This is a genomic window from Nocardia brasiliensis ATCC 700358 (assembly GCF_000250675.2).
In the GTDB taxonomy this organism is placed as follows: Bacteria; Actinomycetota; Actinomycetes; order Mycobacteriales; family Mycobacteriaceae; genus Nocardia; species Nocardia brasiliensis_B.
Genome location: NC_018681.1, coordinates 6,038,825 through 6,054,786 on the forward strand (window position 1 = coordinate 6,038,825; position 15,962 = coordinate 6,054,786).

General features: G+C 70.7%; 2 protein-coding genes. Both read right to left on the reverse strand.

Annotation, left to right across the window (positions count from 1 at the left end; genetic code table 11):
- Positions 1-5 precede the first annotated feature (5 nt).
- Entirely contained in the window at positions 6-13,754 is a 13,749-nt protein-coding gene (locus tag O3I_RS26600; protein ID WP_081594151.1) for an amino acid adenylation domain-containing protein, read from the reverse strand.
- A gap of 362 nt (positions 13,755-14,116) precedes the next feature.
- Entirely contained in the window at positions 14,117-15,850 is a 1,734-nt protein-coding gene (lnt, locus tag O3I_RS26605) for an apolipoprotein N-acyltransferase (protein WP_014986098.1), read from the reverse strand.
- Positions 15,851-15,962: the final 112 nt, after the last annotated feature.

The window sequence follows — 15,962 nt, forward strand, 5'->3', positions numbered from 1 at the left end:
CCCGTTCACCTCTGCTTCTCCTTTCGTGCGCCGCTCTTGGTTCGCCGCACTCCGTTCTTCGCCGGCTGCGCGCCGGCGGGCAGCAGTACCGCGGCCCCGTCCAGTGCGCCGCGCAGCACCTGTCCGATCGCGGCGAGCGATTCGGGCGCGGTCATCGCCGAATGCCGGCACGGCAGTTCGTGATCGCGGATAGCGCCGGTGACGAACGGCTGCCAGGCCGCCGCGGTGCGTTCCGGATCGGCCCGGTTGATCTCGTCCGCGGCGGCGGTGAAGAACAGCAGGTCGCCGTCGAAGACCCGGGGCCGGAACCCGTGCGCGAGCAGGGTGCCGTTGGTGTATCCGGCGTAGAGCCGTTCGAGGTGCTCGACGGTGAGCGCCGCGAACGGCCCCGGACGCGCACGCAGCAGCTCTGCCGCGTCGCGCAGGTTCATCGCGGGGTCCAGCGGCGCGTCGAGCTGGTCGCTGCCGAACTCCTCGATGATCTCGGCCACGCTCGGGATCGCGTGCTCGAGCCAGGCGTCGGAGAGCCGGTAGCTGTCCATCATCGACAGCAGCGCCACCTCGTCGCCCGCTTCTTGCAATTGCACGGCCACCTCGTGCGCGATCAGGCCGCCGAGCGACCAGCCGAGCAGGTGGTAGGGCCCGGTCGGCTGGATCGACTTGATATGTGCCACATACTGTTGCGCGGCCTCGGCGATCGAGGCGAACCCGTCCTCGCCCGCGACGTGCGGGGCCTGCAACCCGTACACCGGACGGTCCGGCGCGAGGTGCGCGAGCAGGCCCGAGTAGCACCAGGCCAACCCGATCGCGGGGTGGACGCAGAACAGCGGCGCCGCCTTGCCGTTGGGCCGGATGGGCAGCACCGGTCCCAGCGCCGCGACGATGCCCGCGCCCGATCCGTCGAGCCGGGCGGCGATGGCGGCCGGGGTCGCCTCGCCGAACATCGCCTGCACCGGCAGATCGAGGCCGTTGGCCCGCACCTGCGCCACGACCTTCGTGGCGAGCAGCGAGTTGCCGCCGAGCTCGAAGAAGCCGTCGTCGGCACCCACTGTCTCCACGCCGAGCACCGCCGCGAAGGCCGCGCACAGGGCGACCTCGGTCGGCGTCGCGGGCGCGCGATAGCCGTCGGCCGCCGAGAACACGGGTTCCGGCAGGGCTTTTCGATCCAGCTTGCCGACCGGGCTGAGCGGCACCCGGTCGAGCAGCATGATCGATTGCGGCACCATGTAATTCGGCACCAGCCCCGCCACATGCTCGGTGAGTTCCGCCGCGGTGAGCCCGATACCGTTGCGCGCCTTGACATACGACACCAGTGCCGTGCTCCCCGCGGGAGTGCGGTGCCCGATGGTGGTGGCGAATTCCACGCCGCCGTGCTTGGCCAGCGCCGCGTCGATCTCGCCGAGTTCGATGCGGAAGCCGCGGATCTTGACCTGATGGTCGGTGCGGCCGACGTATTCGATCTCCCGGCTGCCGCCGTGGTCGCGGCCCGCCGCCGGCGAACCCTGGCCGGTCCACCAGCGCACGAGGTCGCCGGTGCGGTACATCCGCTCGCCCGGCTTGCCGAACGGGTTCGCCACGAACTTCTGCGCCGTCAGGCCGGGGCGGTTGAGGTAACCGCGCGCCAGCGCCGAACCGGCGAGGTGCAATTCGCCGGTGACCCCGACCGGGGCCGGATGCAGGCGACCGTCCAGGATGGTCGCGCTGACGCCGCGGATCGGACCGCCGATGGTGATCGGGCCGCCCGGCGTCATCGGCTGCGAGATCACCGTGACGATGGTCGTCTCGGTGGGCCCGTACACGTTGTACAGGTTGCGGTTCGGCGCCCATCGGGTCACCAGATCCGGCGGCAGGGCCTCGCCGCCGACCAGCACGTGCCGCAGCGCGGTGACGCCGGTGGGGTCCACCGTGCCGAGCGCCGAGGTGGTGATGAACGCGTGCGTGATCGCCTCGTCGATGAACACCCGCGCCAGATCCTCGCCGCCGACCACCCCGGGCGGCGTGATCACCAGCGTGGCCGCGCCGCCGAGCGCGAGCAGCAGATCGAGCATCGCCGCGTCGAAGCTCGGCGTGGCGAAGTGCAGTACCCGGCAACCGGGCCGGACATCGAAGCGCTGCGCGGTCTCCGCGGCGAAGTTGGACAGCCCACCGTGGGTGACCACGACCCCCTTGGGCGTGCCGGTGGAACCGGAGGTGTAGATCACGTACGCCGGGTTGTCGATCCGCAGCGGCGCGGTGCGCTCCGCGGCGGCGATCGGCCCGTCGGGCGAATCCAGCACCAGCCCACGGAAGATCGGATCGTCCAGCACGATCCACTCCACGTCACCGGGCAACTCGTCGCGGTGCGCGCTGAGCGTGATACCCAGTGCCGCACCGGAATCCGAGAGCATGTGCGCGATCCGCGGCGCCGGATAGTTCGGGTCGACCGGCACGAACGCGGCACCGGCCTTGGCCACCGCGAGCACCGTGGCCACCGACTCCACCGAGCGCGGAATCCCCAGCGCCACCAGCGTTTCCGGGCCCACCCCGCGGCGCATCAGCACCCGGGCGAGCCGGTTGGTCCAGCGGTCCAGCGCGTCGTAGCTGATCTGGGTGCCGTCGGCGCGCAGGGCGATCGCGGCCCGGTCCACCGCGGCGGCCGCCGCGAACACCTCGGGGAAGGTGACCGGACGGTCCGGCTCCGCGCCGCGCACCGGGGCCAGGCCGGACCACTCGGCGGGATCGAGCAGCTCCAGATCGCCCACCGCGGTGGTCGGATTCGCCGCGACCGCGGCGAGCAATCGTGCCAGGCGGTGACCCAACCGCAGCGCGGTCTGCTCGTCGAACAGATCGCTCGCGTAGTTGACCGACAGCGTGATGCCCGCCGGATCCCGTTCCGGCGTCTGCGCTTCGGTGAGCGTGAACTGCAGGTCGAACTTGGCGATACCGGTGTCCACATCGGCCGCCTCGATCCGCAGGCCGGGCAGCTCCAGCCCGCCCACCGGATGGTTCTGCACCGAGAGCATCACCTGGAACATCGGGTGATGCGCCTGGGACCGAGCCGGATTCAGCACCTCGACGAGGCGTTCGAACGGCAGATCGGCGTGCGCGAACGCGTCCAGGTCGACGTCGCGCACGGTGTGCAGCAGGTCGGTGAACCGGGCGTCCGGATCGATCCGGGTGCGCAGCACCAGCGTGTTGACGAACATGCCGATCAACCGGTCCAGCGCGGGATGCCCACGCCCCGCGATCGGCGTGCCGACGGTGATGTCGTCGGTCGCCGACATCCGGTGCAGCAGGACCGCGAGCGCGGCGTGCAGCACCATGAACATGCTGACGTTGTTGCTCGTCGCGACCCGATGCAGGTCCCGATGGGTGAACGCGTCGATCTCGCATTCGACCAGCCCGCCGCGGTAGGACGGCACCGGCGGGCGGCGCCGGTCGGCGGGCAGGGTGAGCAGTTCGGGGACGCCGTCGAGCTGGTGGCGCCAGTAGTCGAGCTGCCTGCGGATCACCGAGTCCGGATCGTCCTCGGTGCCGAGCGTGTCCTGTTGCCACAGCGTGTAATCCACGTACTGCACCGCGAGCTCGTCCCATTCCGGCGACCGGTCCGCGCAGGCGGCCCGGTAGGCGGTGGCCACGTCGAGCGCCAGCGGCGCGAGCGACTGCCCGTCCATCGCGATGTGGTGCACCACCAGCACGAGCACGTGCTCGTCGGACACCTCGGCCGGATTGCGCACGCCGCGGTCGCCGTCCGGCGACACCGAGATCAGCGCGGCCCGCATCGGCACCACGCCCGCGAGATCGAATCCCGGTGCGGCGAAACGCCGTACCGCGTCGTCCACCTCGTCCGGGCGCACCGTGGCGACGAACAGGGTGATCGCCGCGGTGACCAGATCGAGCACCCGCTGCGTCGGTTCGCCGCCGACCTCGGGGAACACCGTCCGCAACGTCTCGTGCCGGTCCTGCACCGCGTGCAGCGCGACGACCAGCGCATCGACGTTCAGCTTGCCGTTCATCCGCAGTACCACCGGCACGTTGTACGCGCCCGCGGACAGGTCGGCGCCGTCGGCCGCCGCCTCGCCGATGCCGTTGAATCGGTTGAGGAACCACAGCCTGCGCTGCGCCGCCGAGAGCGGAATCCGATCCGGGCGGGCCTGTCGCACCAGCGCCGGACGCGAACGCGCGCCGGCCGGTCCGGAATCCAGGTGCGCGGCGAGTTCGGCGACCCGCGGCGCGGCGAAGACGGTACGCACCTCCAGCCTGGTGTTGCTGGCCGCGGCCAGCCGCGCGACGAGTTGCGTTGCCAGCAGCGAGTTTCCGCCGATATCGAAGAAGCTGTCGTCCGCGCGCACCGCGTCGACGCCGACGAGCTCCCCCATCACCCGCGCGACCAGGCGCTCCGACGGGGTCGACGGTTCCCGGGTGGCCGCGGCGACGGCCAGTTGCGGCTCGGGCAGCGCGGCGCTGTCCAGCTTGCCCACCGGGGTGAGCGGAATCCGTTCCAGCACAGTGATGCTGGCGGGCACCATATGCGCAGGCAACTGCGCGCCCAGCCGGTCGCGCACCGCCTCCACGTCCACCCCGGTGTGCTCGTCGGCGGGCTGCACGAACGCCACGATCCGGTCGGCGCCCGCGATCTGCCTGACCTCGGTGTGCGCGAACCGCACAGCGGGGTGCTCGCCGAGCGCGGCGGTGATCTCGCCGAGCTCGATCCGGAAGCCGCGCACCTTCACCTGATGGTCGCTGCGCCCCAGGTAGCACAGTTCACCGGCATCGTTCCAGCGCACCACGTCGCCGGTGCGGTACAGCCGCGCCCCGGCCGGGCCGAACGGGTCGGCCACGAAACGCAATGCGGTGAGCCCGAATCGGTCGAAGTAGCCGCGCGCGACACCGTGCCCGCCGAGGTACAGATCGCCGGGCACGCCCGCCGGCACCGGGCGCAGCCGCTCGTCGAGCACCAGCGCCCGCGCCCCGCGCACCAGCGTGCCGATGGTGACCGGCTGCTCCGCGGTGAGCGTCGCGATGGTGGCGACGATCGTGGTCTCGGTGGGTCCGTACCCGTTGAGCATGGTCCGTCCCGGCGCCCACCGGGCCACCAGATCCGGCGCGCACGCCTCGCCGCCGACCATCAGCGCGCGCAGGTGCGGCAGCGGCCACCGCTCGTGATCGATGGTGGCCAGCGCGGCCGGGGTCATGAAGGTGTGCGTGATCCGCTCCCGCTCCAGCAGCGCGGCCAGCTCGTCACCGCCGTACACGTCGGGCGGGCAGAGCACCATGGCGGCACCGGAGCCGACCGCGAGCAGCAGATCCAGCACGGCCGCGTCGAAACTCGGCGAGGCGAAATGCAGTGTCCGCGACTCGCGGTCGACCCGCATCCGGTCGCGGAGTTCGTCCGCGAAATTGGACAGCCCGGCATGGGTGACCGCGACGCCCTTGGGTTTTCCGGTGGAGCCGGAGGTGTAGATCAGGTAGGCCAGGTCGGCCGCCTCGATGGTGCACATGCGGTCGAGATCGTCGACCAGTGCGTCGTCGTAGGTTTCCAGTTCCGCGCGCACGGCCGGGTCGTCGAGCAGCAACCAGTCCGTCGCCGGGCCGTCCGCAGCGGCCGTGCGCAACCGCTCGGCGTGCGCACCGACGGTGACGCCGACCCAGCAGCCCGCGTCGGCGAGCATGTGCCGCACCCGGTCCGCCGGATAGTTCGGGTCGACCGGCACGAACGCGGCACCGGTCTTCACCACCGCGAGCACCGTGAGCACCGACTCGACCGAGCGGGTGAGACCGAGGGCCACCCGGTCGCCGATACCGATATCCCGCGCGAGCAGCGCACGGGCCAGCCGATTCGAGCGCTTGTCGAGTTCGGCGTAGGTGAGCGTGGTCGCGCCCGAGCGCACCGCGGTGCGATGCGGATGCATATGCGCGGTCGCGGTGAAGTACGCGGCGAGCGTGCACTGCGGCGTGGTCGGCCCGCCGGTCGCCGGGGCGAGCAGGCGGCGTTCCCGCTCGGTGCGGGTGTCGATGTCGCGCACCAGCACTCGCGGATCGGCCGTCACCGCGGCCAGCACCCGGAGGAACCGGTCGGCCAGGGTGTGGATCGTCGCCTCGTCGAAAAGTTCGGCGGCGTAGACGAATTCGAACGCGCGTCCGGGTTCGCCCGGTCCGGCGTCGCACCCGATGTGGGCGACCCGCAATTCCAGGTCGAACTTGGCCAGCGCGATATCGAGTTCCTCGGCCCGCAGCTCGAGGCCCGGCAGCTCCAGCGTCGGCACCGGGCCGTCCTGCACGGTCAGCGCCACCTGGAACAGCGGGTGCCTGCCCCGGGTCGTGCCCGAAGCCAGCTCCTCCACCACCCGCTCGAACGGGATGTCGGCGTGCGCCATCGCGGCCAGCTCGGTATCCCGGTCGGCGCGCAGCAGACCGGCGAATGGGCGGTCCGGGTCCACGTCGGAACGCAGCACCAGGGTGTTGACGAACATGCCGACCAACTCGTCGAGCTTGGTGTCGGTCCGGCCGGCCACCGGGGTGCCGATCACGATGTCGCGCCCGCCGGTCACGCTGCGCAGCAGCACGGCCAGTGCCGAGCGCAGCACCATGAACATGCTGACGCCCTGTTCCTTGGCGAGCTCGGCGAGGGCGCGCTGCACCGGGTCCGGCACGGTGAACGGCACGGCGCCCGCGTACTGGGTCGGCTCCGCGGGCCGCGGCCGGTCGTAGGGCAGCGGCAATTCCGCGGGCAGATCGGCGAGAGCGCTGCGCCAGTAGGCCAATTGCTCGGCCGCGAGGCTGCCGGGCTCGCCCTCGTCGCCGAGGCAGGCGCGCTGCCACAGCCCGAAGTCCGCGTACTGCACCGGAAGTGGGGTCCAGGCCGGGGCCGCGCCCCCGTGCCGCGCCACGTACGCGGCGGCCAGATCGCGGGTCAGCGGGCCGAGCGACCAGCCGTCCGCGGCGATGTGATGCACCACGATGCCGAGCAGGTAGCGCTCGGAACCGGTGCGCAGCAGCGTCATTCGCAGCGGGGTGTCGCGGATCAGGTCGAAGCCGCGATGCGCGAGCGCGCCGAGCGCCGCCGTCGCGCCTGCCTCGTCGGTGTCGATCGCCTCGATCGCGGGCAGCGCCCGCGCGGTCGGCAGCACCACCTGCTGGGCGCCCGCGCTGTCCTCCGGGAACACGGTGCGCAGCACCTCGTGCCGCTCCACCAGATCGGTGAGCGCCGCGCGCAGCGCCGCCACATCGAGATCTCCCGCGATCCGGATAACGAAAGCGATGTTATATGCGCTCGATTCGGGAGAATATCGATTGAGGAACCACAGTCGCTGCTGCGGCAGCGACAATGGAATGCGTCCCGGACGCGTGGTCTGCACAGCCAGCGCCAACCGCTGCGTCCGGGGCGCTTCCGTGAGCCGCTCGGCGACCCCCGCGACGGTGGGCGCCTCGAAGATCACCCGCACCGGCAGGTCCACGCCGAACTCCGCGTGCAACGCGGCGGCGAGCCGGGTGGCCAGCAGCGAGTTACCGCCGACATCGAAGAAGCTGTCCTCGGCCCCGGTGACGGGCCGGCCGAGGATCTCGCCGAACACGCCCGCGACCCGCGACTCCAGTTCGGTGGCCGGTGCGCGCGAGCTGCCGCCGGTCGCGAAGACCGGCTCCGGCAACGCTTTTCGGTCCAGCTTGCCCGCCGGGGTGACCGGGAGTTCGGCCAGCACGGTGACCGAGGCGGGCACCATGTAGCCGGGCAGGCGCTGCCGGGCGGTCTCGGTGAGATCGGCGGCCGCCACCGGGTGGTCCACGGTCACATACGACGCCAGCCGCGGCTGGCCGTGTTCGTCGGTGTGCACCACGGTGAGCGCGAAGTTCACGCCGGGGTGCGCGCGCAGCACGTGGTCGATCTCGCGCAGCTCGATCCGGAAGCCGCGGATCTTGATCTGATCGTCGGCACGCCCGAGGAAGCGCACCTGGCCACCGGTCTCGACCACGACGAGATCACCCGTGCGGTACATCCGCTCGCCCCGGCGGCCGTGCGGGTTGGCCAGGAACCGTTGCGCGGTAAGGCCGTAACGACCGTGGTAGCCGCGCGCCAGACCGGGGCCGGAGAGGTACAGCTCGCCGGGGGTGCCCGGCGGCACCGGATGCAGCCGCCCGTCGAGCACGAACAGGCGCATACCGCGGATCGGCTGGCCGAGCGGCACCGGGCGGCCCGGCACCATCGGCCCGGTCGCGGTGGCGGCGACGGTCGCCTCCGACGGACCGTACATGTTGTGCATGCGGTGCTCGGCCGACCAGGTCTCGACCAGTTCCTCCGAGCAGGCCTCGCCGCCGACGATGACCGCTTCCAGCTCATCCAGCCCGTCGGTCGGCACGGTGGCCAGCGCGGCGGGAGTGACGAACGCGTGCGTGACCCGCTCGGTGCGCAACAGGGTGGCCAGCTCGGCACCGCCGTACATACCGGCGGGCGCCACCACGATGGTCGCGCCCGCGGCGAAGCCGAGCAGCAGCTCCAGCACCGACGCGTCGAAGCTGGGCGACGAGAAGTGCAGCGTCCGAGCCGAATCCGTGACGCCGAACAGGTGCGTCTGCTCGTTCGCGAGCGAGGCGAGGCCGGCGTGGGTGACCACCACCGCCTTCGGCTTGCCGGTCGACCCGGAGGTGTAGATCAGGTAGGCCGGATGCACCGTGCACAGCGAATGATGCCGGTCCGCGTCGGTGATCGGGGCGGTCGAGCAGTGCACCGCTTCCGCGGCCAGTTCGGCAGAGCCCAGTACCAGCCAGTCGACGTAGTTCTTGCGGTGCTTGCCGCGCGGCGCGGGCCACTCCGGCATGGCCGCCAGGCAGGCGGCGTCGGTCAGGCCGAGGATGGCCCCGGAATCGCCGATCATGTGCGCGATCCGCTCGCCCGGATAGCTCGGATCGATCGGCACATACGCCGCACCGGTTTTCGCGACCGCCCACACCGCGGTGATCGCGTCCAGACCGCGCGGCAGCGCGATCGCGACGACCACCTCCGGGCCGGCGCCGTGCTCGATCAGCACGCGCGCCAACCGGTTCGAGGACTCGTCGAGTTCCCGGTAGGTGGTGTCGACGCCGAGGTAGCGCACGGCCACCGCGTCCGGCACCCGCTCGGCGGTGTCGGTGAGTAACCGGGCCAGCGTGGTGAACGGTTCGGCGGGCGCGCCCGCGATCGGCACCAGATTGGCGATCTCGCGCCGATCGAGAATGCTCAAGTCGCCGATCGGCATGCTCGGCGCGGCCACGACGGCGTTCAGCACGGCGACGAAACGACGGGCGAACGATTCCACCGTGGCCCGGTCGAAAATATCGGTGGCGTAGCCGAATTCGGCGGTGAGCGGCCCGTCGGTGACGTCGTCGTGCACCACCAGCTGCAGATCGAACTTCGCGATATCGGAGACGATCGGCAGCACCTCGGCCCGCACGCCGGGCAGCTCGATGCGCAGATCGGGGTCCCGGTCGTAGGACAGCATCACCTGGAACAGCGGATGCCGCGCGGCCGAGCGCTCGGGGTTGACCACCTCGACCAGTCGCTCGAACGGCACGTCGGCGTTGGCGAAGGCGTTGAGATCGGTCTCGCGCACCACGTCGAGCATGCGATCGAAGCCAGCGGCCGGATCGATCTCGGTGCGCAGCACCAGTGTGTTGACGAACATGCCGACCAGCTCGTCCAGCGCGGGATCGGAGCGGCCCGCGATCGGCGTGCCGATCGCGATATCGGTGCTCGCGCACAGCCGCGACAGCAGGGTGGCCAGCGCGGCGTGCAGCACCATGAACATGCTGACGCCGCGGGCGGCAGCCAGTTCGCTTGCGGCGCGGCGGATCTCGGGGGAAATCGTGAAGTCGACCCGGCCGCCGGTGGTCGACCTGCGCAGCGGGCGCGGGCGGTCCAGCGGCAGATCGAGCTGGTCGGGCAGGCCCGCCAGCGCCGAACGCCAGTGTGTCAGCTGGCCGCTCAGCGCGCTCGCCGGATCGGATTCGTTGCCGAGCAGCTCCCGCTGCCACAGCGCGAAGTCGGCGTACTGCACCGGCAGCGGCGCCCACTGCGGCGCGGCGCCGGCGCCGCGCGCCGCGACCGCGGTCATCAGATCGCGGGCCAGCGGCGCGATCGACCAGCCGTCGCCGCAGATGTGGTGCAGCACGACCAGGAACACCCACTGGTCCGGCCCGGTGCGGTAGAGCGCCACCCGGATCGGCGCCTGACTGCGCAGATCGAAGCCGTACCCGGCGAACTCGGTGGCCAGTTCCGCCACGTCGGCGCCCGCGGCATCGATCGGATCCAGGGTGAGCGGGATCTCCGCGGCCGGATGGACCAGCTGCACGGCCCCCTCGGCCGACTCCGGGAACGTGGTGCGCAGGCTCTCGTGGCGTTCGATCACGTCGACCAGACCGGCCCGCAGCGCCTCGACGTCGAGCGCGCCTTCGATGCGGACCGCCAGCGGCATGTTGTAGGCGGCCGCGTGTTCGGCGAAGCGGTTGAGGATCCACAACCGCTGCTGCGCCAGCGACAGCGGGATCCGCTCGGGGCGTTGCGCCGCAACGAGTTTCGGCGACGACACATCGGCCGGATGGGTGGCGAAGCGCTGGGTGAGCGCGGCGATCGTCGAGGCCTCGAACAGGTCGCGGATGGTCAGGCCGGTGCCGAGGGCGGCATTGATCCGGGCCACCGCGCGCGCGGCGACCAGCGAGTTGCCGCCCAGATCGAAGAAACTGTCCTCGACGCCGACCTCGGTGCCGAGCATCTCGGCGAAGACCCGGGCGAGCACCCGCTCCACCTCGGTGCGCGGTTCCGCGGTGGAGCGTCCGGTGGCACGGACGCCGACCGGGGCGGGCAGGGCCTTGCGGTCGATCTTGCCGTTGGCGCTGAGCGGCAGCTCGTCGAGTTCCAGCAGAGCCGAGGGCACCATGTACGCGGGCAGCGTGCGGCGCAGTTCGGTGAGCAGCGCGGTGGTGTCGAGGCGTCCCGCGGCCGGGGTCGCGACCACGTAGGCGACGAGTTCGTCGCCGTTGCGCCCCGGGTGGGCCACGCAGACCGCCCTGGCGACCCGCGCGTCGTCGAGCAGTGCCGCCTCGATCTCGCCGAGTTCGATCCGCAGGCCGCGGATCTTGACCTGGAAGTCGCTGCGGCCCATGTACTCCAGCACGCCGGGCCGGTCCGTGCCGAGCTGCCAGCGGGCCAGGTCGCCAGTGCGGTACATGCGCACGCCCGCGCCGAACGGGTTGGCCACGAAGCGATCCGCGGTGAGCCGCGGCTGGCCGAGGTAGCCGCGCGCCAATTGCACACCGGCCAGGTACAACTCGCCGACCACGCCGGGCGGCACCGGCCGCAGCCGCGAATCCAGCACGTAGGTCTGGGTGTTCCAGACCGGCGAGCCGATCGGCACGGTCGCCGGGTCGGCCGGGCAGGGCCAGTAGGTGACGTCGACGGCGGCCTCGGTTGGGCCGTACAGATTGTGCAACGCGGGCCGGGGCAGCGCCGCGTGGAAGTCCCGGACGGTGGCCGCCGGCAACGCCTCGCCACTGCAGAACACCTGACGCAACGCGGTGCAGCCGCGCACGTCGGTGTCGGTGACGAACACCGAGAGCATGGACGGCACGAAATGCGCCGTGGTGATGCCCTTTTCGGCGATCAGCCGGGCCAGGTAGGCCGGATCCCGGTGCCCGTCGTGCGCCGCGACGACCAGTCGCGCGCCGATCTGCAAGGGCCAGAAGAACTCCCACACCGAGACGTCGAAGGTGGCGGGCGTCTTCTGCAGCACCACATCGGTCCGGTCGAGCGAGTATTCGTGCTGCATCCAGCGCAACCGGTTCACGATCGCGGCGTGGCTCACGCCGACACCCTTGGGCTTGCCGGTGGAGCCGGAGGTGAAGATCACGTAGGCGAGGTGGTCCGCGCGCAGGGCGGCGGTGCGCTCCGCGTCGGTGATCGGCGCGCCGCGGTAGCCGGACAGCTCGACGGTGTCGATGGCCAGTGCGGCAGCGGATTCGGGCATCGCGAGCTCGTCACGCGCGGCCGTGAGCACACAGACCGGCGACGCCTGCCGCACGATCTGATCGAGCCGATCGGCCGGATGTTCCGGATCGAGCGGCAGGTAGGCCGCGCCGGTCTTGACGATCGCGTACATGCCGACCACGAGATCGATGCTGCGGCGCAGGCACAGGCCGACCACGGTCTCCGGTCCGGCCCCGCGCTCGATGAGCAGGCGGGCCAGGCGATTGGCGCGCTCGTCGAGTTCGCGATAGGTGAGCGTCGTGACGGGATGGACAGGCGACGGGTCTGCGGTGTCGTCGCCGGATTCCAGTGCGATCGCGTCGGGGCAGGCGGCCGCGCGCTCGGCGAACAGCTCGGCAAGAGTACCCGGCTGCCGCGGCGCCTCGGTCGCGTTCCACTCGTGCAGTACGCGTTCGTGCTCGGCGGCGGTGATCGCGGTGAGCGTCTCGGCGTGGGTGTCCGGCGCGGCGCCGAGAAATCGGGTGAGGAAGTCGAGGAAGCGGTCGTGGTGCACCGACACCTCGGCCTCGCCGTAGAGCCGCGGATTGGCCTCGAAGTCGACGTGGATCCGGCCGCCGACACCGTTGTACAGGTTTACCGACAGGTCCTCGACCGGGCCGGTGGCCAGCACGTTCAGCGAGCCGACCAGGCTGCCGAAGGTCAACTCGTCGTGGAACAGCATGATGTTGACCATCGGCCCGAAGAAGCCGCGCGCGTCCCGGGAGTAGCCGCAGTCGCGGCGGATGTCGTCGTGCCGGTAGCGCTGATGCCGCAGCGCGCCGGTGATCTGGAGTTCGGTCGCCTTGACCACCTCGGCGAGGGTGGTTTCCGCGCCGAAGCGCAACCGGATCGGGACCACATTGGACACCACGCCGGCCGAGCGGCGCAGTGAGACGGTGGTACGCGCGGAGACCGGCAGGCTCAGCACCACATCGGGATTTCCGGTCACCGAACGGACATACGCGCCGAGCGCGGCGACGAACAGCGCCGAGTTGGCGGTGCCGAAGGTGGTGACGGCCGCGTCCATCGCGGCCTGCGCGCGGTCGTCGAGCACGCCCGCGGCGATGCGGCGACCCGCGTCCTGGGTGGCCGCGGTGACGGTGCTGCCGCCGAGGCTCATCGGCTCGCCCGCCCCCGCCAGCTGTTCCAGCCAGTAGTCGCGGTCGGCGCGAAACCTGCTGGTCTCGCGGTAGCGGACCTCGTCGGCGTAGATCTCGGCCAGCGGCGCGGCGCGCGACACCACCGGCTCGGTCCGGTTCTCCAGCGCGGTGTAGATCTCGGCGGTGCGGGTGAGCGCGTTCATCGCGCCGTAGCCGTCGATCACGATGTGATGGGCACGCGAGTACCAGATGTAATCCGAATCCCCGGTGCGCAGCACCACATTCGCGGTGAGCGGGTCGCGCTCCAGATCGATCGGCGAGCCGGTGTACTCGTGCATCCAGCGCAGCGCCGCGGCGTGCGGGTCCCGCTCGCCGCGCAGATCGACCCTGGCCCACCCCGGCCGGCGCGCGGGATCGACTATCTGGTGCGGGATTCCGTCGATCTCGGCCAGGCGCAGCTTGCCGACCTCGGACTCCGCGCCGAATCGCTCGATCGCGTAGAGCAGGCGGCCGACGTCCAGATCGCCGTGGATCTCGACATACTGGGCGATCGTCAGCGGCACATCCGGCCGAATCCGCTGCGCGTACCAGAGCGCCGTTTGAGCCGGCGACAAGACGAATGGCTGTGCCGAGGATTCGCCCGATGAACATTGGTCGACGCTGTCCGTGGCCAATGAACTCATCAATCACTCCGTTCTGCCGCTGTTCGACGCAACTTCCAGAACACAGACCACAGCAAGGCGCGCGAGGCCGACCGTGAAAAGTGATCCACGCCCTATGATTCGGAGCGTCTGATCGGCCGGATTGCCAGCGTGGCGGATTTGTTTCACATCGCAGGCTAGTCAGCGTCGTTGATCTTGCATAGCAAACATTTGGCTAACACGACAATTCGCCCAGTTCGCCTCGCCAAAAGCCCAGGAAAAACCCGTCCTGACAAGCGAATACAACATCAACAATGCGTATGTGCGAATAATTCGCTACATCACGGTTCGGCTACAGCAATCACAGAAAATACCGGAGGTCCGGTTAGCCCCCGCAACTACTTTCAGTCGCGAACTGTGACCTGCGGCACGTTTTTCCCGACCGAGTCCACGCGCCGGGTCCGACGTTGACGGATCAACACCACCAGGACGGCGCCGGTGGTCAGCGCGACGAACACCCGTTCCGGCAGCGGCCCAACGGAAGTAGCGAAGGTGTTGCTGCTGCGCAGCGGTAGCTGGGCGACCAGCGCGGCGGGCACGAATTGCGGACTCTCTTGCTGCACAGTGCCATCCGCCGCGATGATCGCGCTGACGCCGGAGGTCGCCGCGACCACCAGTGCCCGGCCGTGTTCGACCGCCCGGACGCGCGACATGGCCAGCTGCTGATAGGTCATCTCGCTGTCGCCGAACGTCGCGTTGTTCGTGGGCACGGTCAGCAGCTGCGCGCCCGCGCGCATCGCATCCTCGAACGCGCGATCGAAGGCGACCTCATAGCAGGTCGCCACGCCGATATCGATACCGGCCGCGCGGACCACACCGTCGCCGTGGCCCGGCACGAAATATCCGGCGCGGTCGGCATATTCGGAGAACAGCCGGAAGAACGACCGCATCGGCAGGTACTCGCCGAAAGGCTGGATGATCTTCTTGTCGTGGCGCTCCCCCGGGCCCGCGGCGCCGTTCCACACGATCACCGAGTTGGTCGTGGTCCGATCGCCGTTCACCAGCACCGCGCCCACCAGGATCGGCGCGCCGATCCGCTCGGACGCCCGGGTGATCAGGGCCGCCGCGTCCGCGTTGCGCAGCGGGTCGATATCGGACGAATTCTCCGGCCAGATCACCACATCCGGCTTCTTCGCCTGACCCGCCGCGACCGCCTGCGCCAACTCCTCGGTGCGCCGCACATGATTGTCCAGCACCGCCCGCCGCTGCGCATTGAAATCCAACCCGAGTCGCGGCACACTCCCCTGAATCGCTGCCACCGTGATCACCCGATCCCCCTGCTCCGGCGCAGGCAGCGTCGCCCCGAGCAGCAACCCCGCCAACGGCAGCACCGCGAGAGTTGCCGCAGCGGTGACACATCCGAGCCACGCGGCCCGGCGACCCCCGGCCATCGGCTCCGGCGCCCGGCCCGCTGGCGGCTCGTCGGCAGCGTGCACCGCGGCGTCTGCTCGGTCCGCCGCAACGGCACCCGTCGACAACTCGGCACCACCACCCGCGGAATCGCGGTCGGCCGCAGCCACACTCGCACCGGCATAGATCACACGCAATTGGAGGATCAAAGCGGCTGCGCCCGCGCCGGTCAGCGCCACCGCGAAGCTCACGAAGGGCGCGCCGCCGAGCGCGGCGAGGGGCAGGAACCAGCCGTCGGCTTGCCCGAAGGCCAAACGGCCCCAAGGGAATCCACCGAACGGGAAACTGGAGCGCGCCCACTCGGCGCTCGCCCACGCCAGCGCCACCCACAGCGGCCAGCCCGGGAGTAGTCCCACCATTCGTGCCAGCAAGCCGAACAGGCCGATGTAGACGGCACACACCGTGGACAGCGCCAACCACGGCACCGGCCCCACGTAGATCCCGGTCCACGGCAGCAGCGGCACGAAAAACGCCAGACCGGCCAGGAATCCGTACCCGAACCCCGCCCGCAGTCGCCCACTGCCGCGCACCACCAGCGTGAGCACCGCGACACCGAGCGGCGCGAGGAACCACCACGGCCGCGGCGGAAAACTCCCGAAGATCAACAGCCCGGCGCAGATCGCGCCCACCGACCGCGACAACACCGGAAACCGGCTCAGCACACCCATCATTCGCTCACGCACCCCGCGTAACCTTCCCGCGCACCCCGGCGCGCCCTCGCTGATCCGCCGCCGACCGCAAGCCGGATAAGTCGTTGCTCGGCCACCCACCGCCCGCACA

Coding starts and splice junctions, on each gene's coding strand:
- O3I_RS26600 (WP_081594151.1), bottom strand. CDS start 13,754: ATGAGTTCATTGGCCACGGACAGCGTCGACCAATGTTCATCGGGCGAA.
- lnt (WP_014986098.1), bottom strand. CDS start 15,850: ATGGGTGTGCTGAGCCGGTTTCCGGTGTTGTCGCGGTCGGTGGGCGCG.